Raw genomic sequence first — 16,212 nt, 5'->3', positions numbered from 1 at the left:
CGTTCATCAATAGAAATAATAAAATCAATCATCCTAGTCACCTCACTTCTAGTTTACTACTTTGACTGATTTTGTCATTATGAATCTTGATTTCTGAAAACAAAGCTTTCTTCATGCGTTTGTCGTGATTAAGAAAAGATTAAGAATACAAGTAATTTCCTTGAAAGTGTTTACTTCTTCGATTAACAGTTTGCTATACCTCTAGGCGTATTTATACATTTTTCTATACATTTTACTTCTCTAATTATTCTATTATTTTTCATTCTATCTTGAAAGTTTTAACAATTTGAGTTAGACTAAAGCCATGAGATTACAACAATTACACTACATCATCAAGATTGTCGAATGTGGCTCTATGAATGTTGCTGCTAAAAAATTATTTATAACCCAACCCAGCCTATCAAATGCTGTAAAAGACTTAGAAACGGAAATGGGAATCACCATTTTTATTAGAAATCCCAAAGGGATTACCCTAACAAAAGACGGCGTAGAATTTTTATCTTATGCGCGTCAGGTCATCGAACAGACATCGCTTCTAGAAGACCGCTATAAAAATAAAAATACCAAACGTGAATTATTCAGCGTCTCTTCACAACACTATGCCTTTGTTGTGAATGCTTTTGTTTCTCTATTAAAAGAGACAGACATGACCCAGTATGAACTTTTCTTACGTGAAACGAGAACCTGGGAAATCATTGATGATGTGAAAAATTTTCGATCAGAGATTGGTGTTCTCTTTTTGAATGATTACAATAGAGACGTCCTTACTAAACTGATGGAAGATAACCATTTGATTGCGACGCCACTTTTCAAAGCACACCCCCATGTCTTTATTAGCCGCAAGCACCCACTAGCCAATCGGTCATCCTTGAGTTTTGACGACTTAAAATCCTACCCTTACCTCAGCTATGATCAAGGCTTACACAATTCCTTCTACTTTTCAGAAGAAATGTTATCAGAAATCACTCATCCAAAATCCATTGTTGTCAGTGACCGTGCCACTTTATTCAACCTGATGATTGGTCTTGACGGCTATACTGTAGCCAGTGGTATCTTAAACAGCAACTTAAACGGCGATGACATCCTTGCAATCCCACTTGATGTTCCGGACCTAATTGATATTGTTTACATCACTCATGAAAAAGCTAATTTATCTAAAATGGGCCAAGCCTTTATTGATTATCTTATCCAAGAGGTCCAATTTTAAACAGAAAAAAGCTAGTCATTTTAAAATTGACTAGCTTATTTAATGTCTAATTGCTCTTCAATAATAGCATTTAGGCGATCAAAATAAAATGGCGTCCGTTGATAATTAACCCCGGCATAGGTGGCCAAATCAATAATATTGTCCAAAAAAGTTTGTGATGAAAAGCGTGTCGTGCGATATAATTCTTCCTCATCAAACGGTTTGATAAGATGAGCTAGAGGATTACGCACCGATTTTTCAAACTTTCTTAATCCCTCAACAGTCTCTTTGATATCATCTGGAAGGTTCGATAATTGAATAATATCCGTCAAACTCCGACTAGTGATATTTCGATTTTGTCGTTTGGCTAAATACAGATCAAAAATAGGTAAATGCGCTTGATACATGGCATCAAAATTCCAAGTATCATAGTCATCATTTTTTGTATCAATAATATAAGACGCAAAGTCAGGGATCTGAAATGTTACAAGCCTTAGGAATAAACGGTATAAAATGGGAGAAACCGATCTCACAAAATCAATAATTTCACCATTTTTTACCTTGACTTCTAAATCCAAAATATAATTAGCCAATTGCTCATCTACCATATCTGAATTCATCACCAAGGGAAATTGGTAGGTCTCTTCAATTCTTTTGACATCAGCTTGATGTGAATAGAGAAAGTCCAAATTCAATTCACGTCGTTCCTTTAGTAAAGCAATCAAAAATTGGGCGTCTTTAGAAATATTGGGTGTTTTTGACGCAATATGATAGGCGTGATTATAAGCATAGACATCCAAAAGGATGCCTATTGTTTCATTTAATTCAGTCATTTGCGATTAATGTTTCTAATCCGACTGTCATCATATCAGTAAAGGTTGTTTGACGATCTTCAGCACTTGTATCTTCACTTGGATCATTTAAGTTATCTGAAATAGTCATAATACCTAAAGCTTTAACATTGTGTTGAGCAGCTAAGTAATAAAGTGCTGCTGCTTCCATCTCAACAGCTTTGACACCAAGTTTTCCAAGTTGCATAGTACGTTCTGGTGAGTTTGAATAGAAAACATCAGAAGACAGAACATTTCCGACGTGTGTAGTAATTCCCATCTCTTTAGCAATATGGTAAGCCTTGTCCAACAAACCAAAATCAGCAATTTGAGGGAAATCAAACTCTGGGAAGTCATTACGAATGATACTTGAGTTAGTTGCTGCCGCTTGGGCTAAGACTAATTCACGAACATGAACCTGAGGATCAATAGCACCAGCAGTACCAACACGAATAAGTGTTTTCACCCCATAATCAACAATCAACTCACGTGCGTAAATCGAAATTGAAGGCATCCCCATACCAGTCCCCATTACAGACACACGGTGCCCTTTATAAGTACCAGTATAACCAAACATGTTACGAACTTCATTGAAACAAACAGCATCCTCAAGGAAATTTTCGGCAATAAACTTCGCACGCAAAGGATCCCCAGGAAGAAGAATTTTATCAGCGATCTCGCCAGAACGAGCAGAAATATGAATAGACATAATAAATGATACAGAGAGCGAACAGAAAGCGACTGAAAATTAGGAACCTGAGCAGAAATCCTGATTTCTGACGAAGGTTATCTATTTTCCAAGCTTTCCGCTCGAGTTCAAATTGAAGATACAAAGGGCGTTAAGAGGACACCGTGAAAATAGGAAACTGACGTCGCATTGTAAACGCAAGACAATTTATCTTTTTCACACAGTCCTCAGCCCGTGTTCAATTAATGAACTCAGCCCTCACCTTTCTGATTTTATATTTTTTAATTTTAGTAAGGACCTGAATTCAAATTTGCAAATGAACTTCTCTGTCCTTTCTGATTTTTTTAGTTTTGTTAATAAATATATTATTATAGTTCAGCAAGAATGGCTTTAACCAAGCTTTTGAAGTTACCTTTGATTTGTTCAGTTACTTGAACAACTTCTTCGTGGTTTAATTCTGATTGGAAACCAGCTGCGAAGTTTGTAATGGCAGAGATTCCAAGCACTTTCATACCAGAATGCGCTGCTACGATAACTTCAGGAACAGTTGACATACCAACAGCATCAGCTCCGAGTGTTTTAAAGGCACGGATTTCGGCAGGTGTTTCATAAGTAGGTCCTGTTACGCCAATATAGACACCACCTTCTAACTTAATTTCCAAACGTTCTGCAACTGAATGAGCAATTTTACGGTAGTCAGCAGTATAAGCATCAGACATATCTGGGAAGCGAGGTCCAAACTCTTCTAAATTTTCACCAATTAATGGGTTATTGCCTGTCATGTTAATATGGTCTGTTATAACCATAAGTGTTCCAGGGCCATAGTTAATTCCTCCAGCTGCATTTGTTACTAAAACTCCTGTACAGCCTAAAGCTTTCATCACACGTACTGGGAAAGTAACTGTTTCAAGTGGATTACCTTCATAAAAATGGAAACGTCCTTGCAAAGCTAAGACTTTGCGACCAGCTAACTCTCCATAGACTAATTTTCCTGCATGTCCAATAACTGTTGATTGCCCCCAGTTTGGAATATCAGAATAATCAATAACAATAGCGTTTTCTACTTCTTCAGCTAATTCACCTAATCCTGATCCTAAAATGAGACCAAATTCTGGCGACGCGATTCCCTTTGAGATTAAAAAATCTCTTGTTTCCTTAATTTTTGTCATTAACGACATGTTATCCCCTTTCCTTATTTAGGATAGACCACTTCTCCATCTTCCTTAGTATAAGGACTAGGAAGAGGAACTGGTAAAATATCTAATAATACTTCTGATGGACGGCAGAGCTTAACACCCTTACTTGTCACAACAATAGGTCGATTGATTAAAATCGGATCTGCCATCATGGCATCCAAAATCTTCTCATCAGACACAGTTTCTACATCCAGTCCATGCTGATGATATTCTGGCACATTCTTCCGAACTAATTCGTCAAAAGAAATTCCCATTGTTGCCACTAAACCTAACACTTCTTCTCTGCTCGGTGGATTCACCAAATACTCAATCACATGAGGTTCGATTCCCGCATGACGAATCATGGTTAATACATTGCGTGACGTTCCACATTTTGGATTATGATAAATGGTAACTTTTTCCATCTGTTTGACCCCTATACTAATTCAGCCAAGAATGATTGGCCAATCATGGCAGTTTCAACACCAAAGTTATCAGCCACTGTCGCTGAGATATCCGCAAAATGACCTTGTGGAATCACACCATTTCCAGTAAATGAAGGTGAATAAGCTAATAGTGGAATATACTCACGTGTATGGTCAGTTCCCACATAAGTTGGGTCATTGCCGTGATCAGCCGTAATCAATAGAAGGTCATCCTCTTTCATATTAGCAATGATTTCAGGTAGACGGTCATCAAATTCATGCAAGCAATCACGGTAACCTTCCGTATCACGACGGTGACCAAAATTGGCATCAAAATCAACCAGGTTAGTAAATGAGAAACCTTTAGTAAATTCTGGCAATTGCATTGTTTTCAGCAATGTATCCACACCGTGGCTATTTGACTTGTTGTGTCCCATGTCGTTTGTGATACCAGAACCGTTAAAGATGTCGTTAATTTTTCCGACGGCATAGGTTGGCACACCAGCATCAGCTAGCTTATTAAGAACCGTGTCTTGGAATGGAGAGACAGCGTAGTCATGACGATTGGCAGTACGCGTGAAGTTCCCTGGCCTACCCACATATGGTCTGGCAATAATTCGCCCAAGGAGGGCTGGACGCTCTAAAGTAATTGAACGTGCATACTCACAGATACGATACAATTCTTCCAATGGAATAATGTCTTCATGAGCCGCAATCTGTAAAACAGGGTCTGCAGAAGTATAAACAATTAACTCCCCTGTTTCCATTTGGCGAGGACCAAAGTCAGCAATAACAGCCGTTCCTGAATAAGGTTTATTAGCTTCACGAATAATCTTACGACCTGAGAATTCCTCAATTTTGGTCAAAATCTCTTCAGGAAACCCATCCCAGAAAGTATCAAAAGGCTCTGTAATATTAAGACCCATAATTTCCCAGTGACCAGTCATGGTATCTTTACCAAGAGAAACCTCTTCCAATTTTGTCACATAGCCACTTGGATTTGCTTCTTTGGCAACAGTTTTTAGGGCTGTTCCACGAGGAATATTACCTAAACCGATTTTCGCCATATTTGGAACAGTTAAACCAACTTGTTCTGAAATATGACCTAGCGTATCAGAGTCTGTATCTGCAACACCAGCATTAAAAAACTTATCAGCGTCTGGCGCAGCACCGATTCCTACAGAATCCAGTACAACTAGGTGAATACGATTAAACTTAGACATACGTCTCCAATCTAAGGGAGGTTACGGTTAGCTCCCTAAAACCTATAATATTTTTTCTAAAGCCACTAGTTATTTGGAGCTTCTAAGACTTTAACCCCATCTTTACCTGCAACAATAACTTTATTGACCATGCCATTAAAAAGGCCATGTTCAACAACGCCAACTGTTTTATCAAGTGTATCAGCAAAGTCAATAGGATTGTCAATGCAACCGAGATCCAAATCAATAATATAATTTTTCATATCAGTGATCAGACGTTGCTCACCAGCCATTCTAAATGAAGGCTTGTATCCCGCTTTTTCAAAAACACGGAAGAGTCGGTTGGCACCATATTGAATAACTTCAACTGGTAATTTAAATGCACCTAACTGCTCAACCATTTTTGACTCATCAACAACCCAAATATACTCTTTGGTCGGCGTAGCAACTATTTTTTCCATTAATAGTGCAGCACCGCCACCTTTGATACCGTTAAACTCTTTATCAACCTCATCAGCACCATCAACTGTTAGATCGATACTGTCAATCTCATCAACAGATTTTAATGGGATTCCTAAACCTTTAGCTTGTTTAGTGGTTGTACTTGAAGTGGTCACACCAACAACTTGCAACCCCTCTTCTTTGATACGACGACCAATTTCTTCAACAAAGAAATAAGCTGTTGAACCAGTTCCCAAACCTACTGTCATCCCATCTGTGACATATTGAGCAGCCGTTACACCAGCAATTTTTTTCAGCGCTTCCATGATTCCTCCTAAATAAAAAGTGTTCAGACACTTTATTATAACATGAAAGCCCTATCTTGTTAATGAAAATATTCCTTGATGCAGAATTTTTATAAGGCTTTCAGTGGAATCAAGCAAAGACAAAACCTTGCAATCTTTGAGGACTTATTCTACAATTAGACTTATGAGTATAACTAAAGAATTTGATACAATTACTGCTATTTCAACCCCTCTTGGTGAAGGTGCCATTGGGATTGTTCGTTTATCTGGGAGTCAGGCCTTAAGCATTGCCAAATCAGTCTTCAAAGGGAGAGACCTTGATACAGTAGCCTCCCATACCATTAATTACGGACATATCCTTGATCCAGATAAAGATGAAATTCTCGATGAGGTCATGGTTTCAGTCATGCGCGAGCCTAAGACATTCACTCGTGAAAACGTTGTTGAAATCAACACCCATGGTGGGATTGCGGTCACAAATGAAATCCTTCAATTACTTATCAAGCACGGGGCCCGTATGGCAGAACCAGGTGAGTTTACAAAGCGTGCCTTTCTTAATGGACGCGTCGATTTAACCCAAGCCGAAGCTGTAATGGATATCATTCGTGCTAAAACAGATAAGGCCATGAATATAGCTGTAAAGCAACTAGATGGCTCCCTCAAGCAGTTGATTGATGATACCCGCCAGGAGATTCTCAACACCTTAGCCCAAGTCGAGGTGAACATCGACTATCCCGAGTACGACGATGTCGAAGAAATAACTACTGCTTTAATGCGTGAGAAGACCCAAGAATTTCAGACGCTTTTGGAGAATTTGCTACGCACTGCAAGGCGCGGCAAAATCCTTCGTGAGGGTCTCTCCACTGCTATCATTGGCCGGCCAAATGTCGGTAAATCTAGTTTGCTTAATAACCTCTTGCGTGAAGAGAAGGCTATTGTTACTGATATAGCCGGAACAACACGTGACGTGATTGAAGAGTATGTTAACATTAAGGGCGTACCCTTAAAATTAGTTGATACTGCCGGCATCCGCGATACCGAAGATGTGGTTGAAAAAATTGGTGTTGAACGTTCTAAAAAAGCCCTCAACGAAGCTGACTTGGTACTGCTTGTTCTCAATAGTTCAGAAAAATTAACAGAACAAGACCGTGCGCTTATTGACCTTAGCCAGGACAGCAACCGTATCATCCTGCTCAACAAGACAGACCTTGAAATACAGATTGAGAAAGACCAATTACCAGAAGATGTTATTGAAATTTCAGTTCTCAACAATGAAAATATTGACCAAATCGAAGACCGCATCAATCAACTCTTCTTTGATAATGCAGGCTTAGTTGAACACGATGCCACTTATCTATCCAATGCCCGTCACATTTCCTTAATTGAAAAAGCTGTCCAAAGCTTACAAGCTGTCAACGATGGTCTAGCCCTGGGCATGCCCGTTGACCTGCTTCAAGTAGACCTAACCAGAACATGGGAAATCCTCGGAGAAATCACCGGTGACGCTGCACCAGACGAACTCATCACCCAACTATTCAGTCAATTCTGTTTGGGGAAATAAAAGAGAGTGGGATAAAAATCAGTAATTTCGCAGAAGTTTGATTTTGTCGTCCCACCTCCGCAAAGTTGAGTAGGGCTGTAACCGTTGATTTTCAACGTATTAGAGCCCACTCAACCACTGCCTTACATACATAAATCTTTATAAAAAACGAGTCTGAGAACAGTTGTCCCAGACTCGTTTTTTGCTCTCAAACTTAAATAGTTAAGGCATCGTTATTAGTAAGCTTTTCAAAATCTATAAAAAATTTTTTAGTCCAGAATAAATTCTTCTCTGACATCAATAAGTGAAGTTATCTTACCTGATTGAATATCTTGATGACCTAACACTATTTCTTTTTTCAAGTTGTCAAAAAACAATTGATTTTCTGATTTGGTAACGTTAGGGGTATTCTTTATTTGAGAATTATCCATTTACACTTTCCGATTAACAATATCATATATATGGAGTTTACCAATTTACATAACAATTTTCAAGTGACATTTTTGCCTCTTATATTTTATTGGAGAAGAAAAGAAGCCTCGTGACTTCCTTTTCTCTCTTTATTTGATTAATTCATAAATAGCTTCTGCGTAGATTGCTGCTGAGCGGAAGATATTGTCTAATGGCATGTATTCGTTGGCTTGGTGCATTGTGTTTTCGTCACCTGGGAACATTGCTCCGAAGGCTACGCCACGTTCTAGGAGACGTCCGAAAGTTCCGCCACCGATGACTTGTTCAAATCCTTTAAGACCAGTTTGTTTTTCATAAACTGACAATAACGTTGATACTAATTCATCATCCATAGACACGTAGTGTGGTGTGTGTCCATGCTCTGATAAGCTCACGCGCGCAATACCAGCTAATTCTTCCAGACCAGCTTTAAGTCCTTCAGGATCAATGCCTTTTGGATAGCGGAAGTTAAGGGCAATTGTGTTATCATCTGATTCTGAATCAAAGTTGAAGACACCTGCATTCATGCTAAGGGCACCCATTTTGTCATCGACAAAAGCAAGACCAAGTTTTTTAGCATCAAAATCTTCATGAAGAATTTGACCTGCAGTTTTAAGAAAGGCTTCTGCTGGACCAGCAAATGTGAATTGGTTGAGGAATTTAGCTAATAAAGTAGCTCCGTTAATGCCAAGTTCTGGTGTTGAACCATGGGCAGATTTACCAATGACAGTCACTTTAATGCCGTCTTCTTCTTCTGTGATTTGACCTGTTACTTTTTCTTCAGTAAGGAATTGTTCAAAGGCAGCTGTTAGGACGTTAAAGTCATGTGCTGACGTGATAAGGGCAGTTGCTGATTCAGGAACCATGTTCTCACGCAAGCCCCCTTTGAAGCTCTTAAGCACAAAGGCTCCATCGTTAGCACCCTCAAAATGAAGGTATTCAGTGATATTACCTTTTTCACCATTGATAATTGGGAATTCCGCATCTGGTGAGAAACCAAAATCAGGATTTTTAAGGCCATTATGTGCGAAGTAATAATCCATATCACCCCATCCGGATTCTTCATCCGTACCAACGATGAAACGAACTTTTTTAGAAACAGGCAGACCTAGTTCTTTGATAATTTTTAAGGCATAGTAACACGCTAAAGTCGGTCCTTTATCATCAGAAGACCCACGCGCATAGATACGGTTGTCCTTAATCACTGGTTCATAAGGATCTGTATCCCAGCCAGCACCAGCAGGCACAACATCTAAGTGACCAAAGATACCTAAGACTTCATCCCCTTGACCAAATTCAAAGTCACCAGCGTAGTTGTCAATATTACGAGTTGTGTAGCCATCACGCTCAGCCATTGCTAAGAAATGTTCTAAAGCTTTAACTGGACCAGGACCAAATGGGTGTCGGTCATCCGCTTGACTATCATCACGCTCAGAGTTGATGCGTAACAAACTAATCAGGTCCTCAAGCATGGCCTCTTTGCGTTTTTCAACTTCTGCTTTAAAATCTATCATTCAATTACTCCTCTTCTAAAGGGAAATAAGCTGTATGGTCACATACAACTTACTTAACCTTTTATTGTTATTAATAGTAGTATTATACCATTTTTGCCAATAGAATGCTCTAGAAATCCTTAGCGACGTTCAATCAATTCATCAACAGGAAGTCGATAAGTAGGCTCTGGATGCTCATCGCTATAACCAACCGTGATTAAAATCTCAGGACGAAACCGTGAATCCACGTCCAAAATCTCATTGATCGTTGCTTTATCAAAACCAAGAATCATATTAGACGAAATCTTTTGGTCAGTCAAAGCAAGAACCAAGTTCATAGCCACAAGACCAGTATTGAAAGCTAAGTAATCACTCTTTTGGTCTGGTAAGAATTTTTCATAACGTGGAGGCAAGGTTTCCATATAGTAACCAATTAAATCATCAGGTAAAGATTTAACACCCACACGCGCAATTTTACGTGCACGCTTGCCCAAATCCGTATCAGAGAAAATGGCTACCACATATTGGGCTTGTTCAATTTGAACTTTATTTCCCTCTACCATATCTTTTGCAAGATCAGCTTTTTTGTTTTCAACCACAACAAACTTCCAAGGTTGAATATTATTGGCACTTGGAGCTAATGTCGCAATTTCAATGGCTGTACGTAAATCTTTAAAATCAACTTTCTGATCATTAAATCGTTTAACAGCATGGCGTTTCTTATTCAATTCTAGAAATTTCATAGCAAAACTTCCTATCTATCTTTATTTTCGTATACCTTATTTTAGCACTTTTTGAAACTGTTTTCATGCTTTTTTGCAAATTTCAACCAAAAATTTAATCCCCGTTTTCTTTAAAACTATCCAAGAGATTTTCGGCAACTTTTTGGGGAATCCCTAAGGCTTTAACTTCATCCACAGTAGCATTCCCAATAGCTGTCATATTTTTAAAATGTTTCAACAGAGCTTGCTTGCGCTTTGGACCAAGCCCTTCAATCTTGTCCAATTTTGAGGAGAAAGAATTCTTACTTCTGACTTGTCTATGGAAGGTAATAGCAAAGCGGTGGACCTCATCCTGAATGCGATGAAGCAAGAAAAATTCTTCTGAATTTCGAGGTAAATCAATAACTTCTAAAGGGTCACCAAACAAGAGTTCTTGGGTTTGGTGCTTGTCATTTTTTTGCAAACCTGCTACAGGGATAGCCAAACCCAATTGATTTTGGATGACATCCTTAGCAATGTTGACTTGTCCTTGTCCCCCATCAATGATAATTAAATCAGGAGCTTGTAAATTATCTTTTTGAACCCGACTATACCGACGATAAATAACTTCTCGCATGCTGGCATAGTCATCGGGACCAGTGACCGTCTTAATTTTGAATTTTCGGTAGTCTTTTTTACTGGGTTTCCCATCAACAAAAACAACCATGGCAGCAACCGGGCTTGTTCCCTGGATATTTGAGTTATCAAAGGATTCAATCCGAATTGGTGTTGGAATGGCCATTAATTGACCTAGATTATCAATAGCACCCTTTGTTTTTTTCAGATCCTTTTCTAGTAAATCAAATTTTTGTTGCAGTGAGACACGTGCGTTTTTGGTTGCTAGGGCAACCAACTGCTTCTTCTCTCCTCGTTGTGGTTTGATAATCTTGCTTGGCACAATGGCTTCTACCAGTTCTTGATCTATGTTAGCAGGGATGAAGACTTCCTTAGGTAGGAAATGTCGTTTATCTTGGTAGAATTGCCCCATATAGGTCAAGAAATCATCTTCTTCCTCGTTATAGTAGGGAAACATATTGACATCACGTTGGATTAATTTCCCCTGTCTGACAAAGAAAACTTGGACGCACATCCACCCTTTTTCGACGTAGTAGCCAAAAATGTCTCTGTCCATTAAGTCTTTACTCATGACCCGTTGTTTGGTCCTTAGCGTAGCAATTCCCGAAATCAAATCACGGTACTCGGCTGCTCGTTCAAATTCTAAGTCATCGGAAGCAGACTGCATCTTGCTTTTTAGTCCATCAATGATTTTGTCATCTTTACCATTCAAAAACAGTTTGACGTCTTCAACCAAGCCATCCCAGTAGGCTTTGTCTGTCTGACAGATGGTATGGGCATTGCACTGGCCGATATGGTAATAAAAGCAGACTTTGTTGACGGGATTGGTACACTTTTTAAAAGGGAAAATCCGATCCAAAAGTTTTTTAACCTCATTGGCTGTATAAGAGTCTGGATAGGGGCCAAAATAAAGGCCGTCATTCTTCCTAATTTGTCTCGTGATTAAGAGGCGCGGAAAGAGCTCGTTGGTAATCTTGATAAAGGGATAGGACTTATCATCCTTCAACTTGATGTTATAACGGGGCATATTCTCTTGAATCAAGTTAATTTCTAAAAGTAAGGCCTCGGTATTTGAGCTTGTCACAATAAACTCAAAATCAGCAATCTCTGAAACCAACAATTCCGTTTTGGTGTCATGGCTCCCCCTAAAATAAGAGCGAACTCGATTTTTTAAATTTTTGGCTTTTCCGACATAGATAATCTTACCATCTTTATTTTTGTGCAAGTAGCATCCTGGACTATCAGGAAGCAATTCTAGCTTATGTTTTATCAGTTCATTCATAGTTACTATTCTATCAAATTTTACGCCGAAAGAGTGAAAAAAGAGCTGACTGAATCAGCTCTAATCTCTAATTAATTTATCAATAACCACTAAGACACCATTTTCATTATTTGTCGTTGTTTGATAGGTTGCGACTTTTTTAACAGTGTTATTGGCATTTAACATAGCGTAAGAATTATCAGTCAAATTGAGCATTTCCAAATCATTATCACTATCACCAAAGGCAACCAAATTACTGGCTTTTAAGCCCCAATGGTTTAATAAAAAACTCATGGCTGTGCCTTTATTGACACCCCTTCCAATCACATCAACATTACCGTGACCAGTAGCCACTGCTTGAACCTGTCCAGAAAGTGTCTCATTGAGAACTGTAATAATCTCTTCAGTTACATCCATAGGTGTGTTAAATGAAAACTTCAATATATTATCTTGCGGCAGTTCTTGAAAACTTGCTACTTCTTGCAATTTAGTGTAATAAATACTAAAATACTCCTTATTTTCTTGACTTGCTGATGCTAAGATATAGGCTGAATTTTCACCACAAACGACTGCTTCTGAAGATAACTGATGTTGTTCCAAATAAGCAATCACTTGCTCAACAATAGCCTTCGGCAGTGGATAGGATTTCAAGACTTTCCCTTTATCGACGATATAAGCACCATTTTCTCCAACAACTGTCATCTGATCTAAGTAACCTTCAAAAAATGTTGCAATTTGATAATATTGATTGCCACTAATAGCTACAAAATGCATGCCTTTTTCAACTAGGGTTGGAAAAAGTGCCGCAAAATAGGCTTGATCATATGTGTTCTGGTCATTTAAAAAGGTACCATCCATATCAGTTGCAAATACGTTAATTGTCATTGTTGGCTCCTTATGTAAAAAGGCTTAAAAGAATCCCTTTTAAGCCTTGCGTGTCATTCTGACATGTTTATTTTTGGGGTGTATATACTAAATGTTCATTAACGAAGGCTGTGAAACCAAGTTCACTCAATTCACGACCATAACCTGAATTCTTAATACCACCAAATGGTAATTCTGGTAGGCTAGTCCAAGCAGAGTTAATAAATGACATACCAGTCTCAATTTTGGCAGCAACAGATTCCGCATGTTCTTTATTACTACTGAAAATTGTACCACCAAGTCCATAATTAGAATCATTGGCTACTTCAATGGCTTCTTCTTCGGAAGCTACTTTATAGATTTCACCGACTGGCCCAAAGATTTCTTGGTAGTAAATTGGATTATCTTTTGTCATCCCTGAGATGATTGTTGGCATCACAAAGTTTCCTGGATGGTCAATTGCTTCACCACCGTAAATAAGCTCCGCACCGTTATCTAAAGCTAATTTAATTTGTTTCAATACATCTTCTTTTGCTTGTGCTGATGATAATGGCGCAAGTGTTGTTTCAGGATCCATTGGGTCACCCCATTTAGCTGTTTTAAAGGTATTTGTTAATAAGTCAACGAAACGGTCATAATCTTTTTCAAGTACGATGAAGCGTTTAGAAGAGGTACATACTTGACCTGCATTGTAGAGACGAGAGAAATAGAGGACATTGGCTAATTCATCCCAATCTGCATCATCAAGAATAATGAAGGCATCATCGCCACCTAATTCTAGAGTAGTTTTCTTAAGGTTTTTACCTGCCACTTCAGCAATAGAAGCACCGCCACGTTCAGAACCTGTTAAGCAGACACCAACAACGCGTTTGTCTTCAATAATTTTAGAGACTTGGTCATATGATGCAAAAAGGTTAGTAAAGCTACCAGCTTCAGCACCTGCTTCTGTTACTAACTCTTGGAATGATGCTGCAGAGCGTGGACAGATTGACGCGTGTTTGAGAACCATTGGGTTACCGACGATAAAGTTAGGTGCAAAGACACGCATGATTTGATAGTATGGGAAATTCCATGGTTCTACTGCTAATACAACACCTGTAGCTTGTTTCAGGTAATAAGCGTCACCTGTATCAGTTTGTAATGGAGTTGATTTTAAGAAGTCATCTGCATTGTCTGCATAGTAATCAGCAATATCGGCACAAAGATCAATTTCACCTTGTGCTTCAGTGAAGAGTTTCCCCATATCTTTAGTCATGATTTCAGCATATTTATCACGGTCACGACGTAGGATATTGGCTACTTCATGTAATTGTTTTTTACGATCTTCCAAATGATCTTCTTGACGCCATTTTTTATAAAGGAGATGTGCTTGTTCTAAGACATCTTCTAATGCTTGTTCCGTCATGTTTTCATATTCATTTAGAACTTCGTTAGTATAAGGGTAAATTGTTTTATAAGCCATAATCAAAGCCTCCTTTATTATTACTTAAAGTCTAACAGATTTTGGAATCGATTACAAAAATCTACTACGAAATCCTTACATTTTCAAAATTAGCTTAATAAGAGGCGTCTTAATTGACGATAATCAGAAATAATATAATTCGGCATGGCCGGGCTGTGGTTTTCAAGTCCTTGTGGATTATACCAGACCGTCTCAATACCAGCATTATGGCCGCCTTGAATATCTGCTGTAAGACTGTCTCCAATCGCTAATGTTTTTTGCACATCAAATCCCGGAATTTGTGCAGCAATCCAGTCATAAAAAGCTCTGTCCGGTTTCTGACTGCCTGATTGCTCTGAGATAAACACTTTTTCAAAGTAAGTGCCAATATCAGAGTGCACCAGTCGTCCTTCTTGGATTTTAGTGATTCCATTTGTGACTGCATAGAGCTGATATCCTGCTGATCTTAGGTCTGCAAGTAGTTGTGCTGCGCCTGGATAAGTTTGCCCTTGGTTTTTGAGGTGGGCTTGGTAGCGTTCAGCTAAATAAGGTCCATCGACATCTTTTCCGAAATGGTCAAATAACTTGGCAAAACGCGTATTTACCAATTCCTGTTTGGTGATTTCTTTCTTCTCAAGGCTTTTCCACATAGCCTGATTCATTGGTTTATAGTAATCCTTGTAGGCTGACATGTCTGACACCTGACACTCGGCTAATAAATCAGTCAAGGCCACTTCTTCTGCCTGATCAAAATCCATTAAGGTATGATCAAGATCAAATAGGAGAATCTCTTTTTTCAAATTATATACTCTCATTTCTTGCAGTTTGTCCTATTATATCAAATTTCCCTTGAACTACTCAAACCATAAAAATTGTTCATTAATACAAAAAAGCCTCAGTAAGGCTTTTTCTAATTATTTCCAAATCGAATGTCATAAAAAAGCTATCATAAATCTTTGATAATTTCGACTCGAGTAATCAGCCCATTACGCATTTTATCAACCCGCAATGCAAAATGGCCTAGATCTAAGACTGCACCAGTGGAAACCGAGTGGTCTTCTTCTTTCAATTTACGTGCCATATAATCGCGGAGCTTTTCTTCTTTGGGACCATCAATAACCACATGGGCAATGGCCTTTGTCATTTTTAAGCTTTGGCTTCCGCGGACCATAATACTAATTGACTCATCAAACTTGACAAATAGATAGCGACGAATGACAAAGAGAATTGCAACGGCTATAATTCCCAAGAGGAAATCAAACATCTTAGGGTGATCAACAATCATTTGTCTGGTTAGGGCAAATAGCAACACTTCAATAACTGTACCTGGTGATGGCTTTGACAACATCTTAATTAATTCGACGCCGACAGCAAGTGTTAGGGCATGGCCTAGTATCACTTCAAATAGTTGGTTATTGTCAACTTTGTTAGACATAAAGTCTGGTAAATCTGAAATCAGTGTAAAGGCAAGAAAGATTAATGCAATGGTTAAAATTAATGATAACAATAGTTCCAAGTAATGGGAAATTTCTGTTTGAAGGTCTTGTAAATAGTTTTTCACGGCTACTCCTTAG

At 38.6% G+C, this 16,212-nt stretch carries 16 protein-coding genes; 2 read left to right on the top strand and 14 right to left on the bottom strand.

The features are described 5' to 3' along the window. Window positions 1-304: 304 nt before the first annotated feature. Window positions 305-1,207: a LysR family transcriptional regulator gene (locus ACVRZD_RS03125; protein ID WP_037627683.1), complete on the top strand. Its 903-nt coding sequence runs from the start codon at window positions 305-307 to the stop codon at window positions 1,205-1,207. A gap of 35 nt (window positions 1,208-1,242) precedes the next feature. Here the strand turns inward: ACVRZD_RS03125 and ACVRZD_RS03120 are convergent, their stop codons facing one another. The 6 genes from ACVRZD_RS03120 to rpiA all read right to left on the bottom strand — a co-directional run bounded on the left by ACVRZD_RS03120 (window position 1,243) and on the right by rpiA (window position 6,273). Beyond that, on the bottom strand, window positions 1,243-2,019 hold the full coding sequence (locus tag ACVRZD_RS03120) for a Gbs1250 family HEPN protein (RefSeq protein ID WP_037627681.1): 777 nt from the start codon (window positions 2,017-2,019) through the stop codon (window positions 1,243-1,245). Next, window positions 2,012-2,725, bottom strand: coding sequence for a purine-nucleoside phosphorylase (gene deoD / locus ACVRZD_RS03115; RefSeq protein ID WP_037627679.1), 714 nt, complete (start codon window positions 2,723-2,725; stop codon window positions 2,012-2,014). Before deoD ends, ACVRZD_RS03120 begins: the two co-directional genes overlap by 8 nt. A 347-nt stretch (window positions 2,726-3,072) precedes the next feature. Beyond that, window positions 3,073-3,882 carry a purine-nucleoside phosphorylase gene (locus ACVRZD_RS03110; RefSeq protein ID WP_037627677.1) on the bottom strand — a complete coding sequence of 270 codons (810 nt, stop codon included), beginning with the start codon at window positions 3,880-3,882 and terminating at the stop codon, window positions 3,073-3,075. Window positions 3,883-3,896: 14 nt separating this feature from the next. After that, entirely contained in the window at window positions 3,897-4,304 is a 408-nt protein-coding gene (gene arsC / locus ACVRZD_RS03105) for an arsenate reductase (glutaredoxin) (protein WP_037627673.1), read from the bottom strand. Window positions 4,305-4,315: 11 nt separating this feature from the next. Continuing rightward, window positions 4,316-5,527: a phosphopentomutase gene (locus tag ACVRZD_RS03100; RefSeq protein ID WP_447450253.1), complete on the bottom strand. Its 1,212-nt coding sequence runs from the start codon at window positions 5,525-5,527 to the stop codon at window positions 4,316-4,318. Between the two features lie 65 nt (window positions 5,528-5,592). Beyond that, entirely contained in the window at window positions 5,593-6,273 is a 681-nt protein-coding gene (gene rpiA / locus ACVRZD_RS03095) for a ribose-5-phosphate isomerase RpiA (protein ID WP_037627261.1), read from the bottom strand. Between the two features lie 163 nt (window positions 6,274-6,436). Here rpiA and mnmE point away from each other — a divergent pair, with 163 nt between their 5' ends. Next, window positions 6,437-7,813 carry a tRNA uridine-5-carboxymethylaminomethyl(34) synthesis GTPase MnmE gene (gene mnmE, locus ACVRZD_RS03090; RefSeq protein ID WP_037627262.1) on the top strand — a complete coding sequence of 459 codons (1,377 nt, stop codon included), beginning with the start codon at window positions 6,437-6,439 and terminating at the stop codon, window positions 7,811-7,813. Window positions 7,814-8,061: 248 nt separating this feature from the next. Here the strand turns inward: mnmE and ACVRZD_RS03085 are convergent, their stop codons facing one another. From ACVRZD_RS03085 to ACVRZD_RS03050, 8 genes are all read right to left on the bottom strand, one after another. After that, window positions 8,062-8,223 carry a hypothetical protein gene (locus ACVRZD_RS03085; protein ID WP_155274963.1) on the bottom strand — a complete coding sequence of 54 codons (162 nt, stop codon included), beginning with the start codon at window positions 8,221-8,223 and terminating at the stop codon, window positions 8,062-8,064. Window positions 8,224-8,352: 129 nt separating this feature from the next. Further along, window positions 8,353-9,756 (bottom strand): dipeptidase PepV, encoded by a 1,404-nt coding sequence (pepV, locus tag ACVRZD_RS03080; RefSeq protein WP_037627264.1) that lies wholly within the window; start codon window positions 9,754-9,756, stop codon window positions 8,353-8,355. Window positions 9,757-9,875: 119 nt separating this feature from the next. Further along, entirely contained in the window at window positions 9,876-10,478 is a 603-nt protein-coding gene (locus ACVRZD_RS03075) for a nitroreductase family protein (protein WP_037627266.1), read from the bottom strand. 94 nt (window positions 10,479-10,572) lie between these two features. Continuing rightward, window positions 10,573-12,354, bottom strand: a complete 1,782-nt coding sequence (uvrC, locus tag ACVRZD_RS03070; protein ID WP_037627268.1) for an excinuclease ABC subunit UvrC — start codon at window positions 12,352-12,354, stop codon at window positions 10,573-10,575. Between the two features lie 60 nt (window positions 12,355-12,414). Continuing rightward, the gene (locus tag ACVRZD_RS03065) at window positions 12,415-13,218 is read right to left on the bottom strand and encodes a Cof-type HAD-IIB family hydrolase (RefSeq protein WP_447450252.1); all 804 of its coding nucleotides are present in this window, start codon (window positions 13,216-13,218) and stop codon (window positions 12,415-12,417) included. 67 nt (window positions 13,219-13,285) lie between these two features. Next, window positions 13,286-14,659 carry an NAD-dependent succinate-semialdehyde dehydrogenase gene (locus ACVRZD_RS03060; protein WP_447450251.1) on the bottom strand — a complete coding sequence of 458 codons (1,374 nt, stop codon included), beginning with the start codon at window positions 14,657-14,659 and terminating at the stop codon, window positions 13,286-13,288. Window positions 14,660-14,748: 89 nt separating this feature from the next. After that, on the bottom strand, window positions 14,749-15,438 hold the full coding sequence (gene pynA, locus ACVRZD_RS03055) for a pyrimidine 5'-nucleotidase PynA (protein WP_447450254.1): 690 nt from the start codon (window positions 15,436-15,438) through the stop codon (window positions 14,749-14,751). A gap of 146 nt (window positions 15,439-15,584) precedes the next feature. Beyond that, complete coding sequence (locus ACVRZD_RS03050) at window positions 15,585-16,199, bottom strand: hypothetical protein (RefSeq protein WP_037627271.1); 615 nt, start codon at window positions 16,197-16,199, stop codon at window positions 15,585-15,587. Between the last annotated feature and the right edge of the window lie 13 nt (window positions 16,200-16,212).

The organism is Streptococcus hongkongensis (assembly GCF_053206145.1).
Note: the sequence above shows the minus strand (reverse complement) of the source record. Positions and strands in the feature narration are given on the sequence as shown.

What these genes read in the sequence shown, in the direction of transcription:
- ACVRZD_RS03125 (WP_037627683.1), top strand. Translation starts at nt 305, where the DNA reads ATGAGATTACAACAATTACACTACATCATCAAGATTGTCGAATGTGGC.
- ACVRZD_RS03120 (WP_037627681.1), bottom strand. Translation starts at nt 2,019, where the DNA reads ATGACTGAATTAAATGAAACAATAGGCATCCTTTTGGATGTCTATGCT.
- deoD (WP_037627679.1), bottom strand. Translation starts at nt 2,725, where the DNA reads ATGTCTATTCATATTTCTGCTCGTTCTGGCGAGATCGCTGATAAAATT.
- ACVRZD_RS03110 (WP_037627677.1), bottom strand. Translation starts at nt 3,882, where the DNA reads ATGTCGTTAATGACAAAAATTAAGGAAACAAGAGATTTTTTAATCTCA.
- arsC (WP_037627673.1), bottom strand. Translation starts at nt 4,304, where the DNA reads ATGGAAAAAGTTACCATTTATCATAATCCAAAATGTGGAACGTCACGC.
- ACVRZD_RS03100 (WP_447450253.1), bottom strand. Translation starts at nt 5,527, where the DNA reads ATGTCTAAGTTTAATCGTATTCACCTAGTTGTACTGGATTCTGTAGGA.
- rpiA (WP_037627261.1), bottom strand. Translation starts at nt 6,273, where the DNA reads ATGGAAGCGCTGAAAAAAATTGCTGGTGTAACGGCTGCTCAATATGTC.
- mnmE (WP_037627262.1), top strand. Translation starts at nt 6,437, where the DNA reads ATGAGTATAACTAAAGAATTTGATACAATTACTGCTATTTCAACCCCT.
- ACVRZD_RS03085 (WP_155274963.1), bottom strand. Translation starts at nt 8,223, where the DNA reads ATGGATAATTCTCAAATAAAGAATACCCCTAACGTTACCAAATCAGAA.
- pepV (WP_037627264.1), bottom strand. Translation starts at nt 9,756, where the DNA reads ATGATAGATTTTAAAGCAGAAGTTGAAAAACGCAAAGAGGCCATGCTT.
- ACVRZD_RS03075 (WP_037627266.1), bottom strand. Translation starts at nt 10,478, where the DNA reads ATGAAATTTCTAGAATTGAATAAGAAACGCCATGCTGTTAAACGATTT.
- uvrC (WP_037627268.1), bottom strand. Translation starts at nt 12,354, where the DNA reads ATGAATGAACTGATAAAACATAAGCTAGAATTGCTTCCTGATAGTCCA.
- ACVRZD_RS03065 (WP_447450252.1), bottom strand. Translation starts at nt 13,218, where the DNA reads ATGACAATTAACGTATTTGCAACTGATATGGATGGTACCTTTTTAAAT.
- ACVRZD_RS03060 (WP_447450251.1), bottom strand. Translation starts at nt 14,659, where the DNA reads ATGGCTTATAAAACAATTTACCCTTATACTAACGAAGTTCTAAATGAA.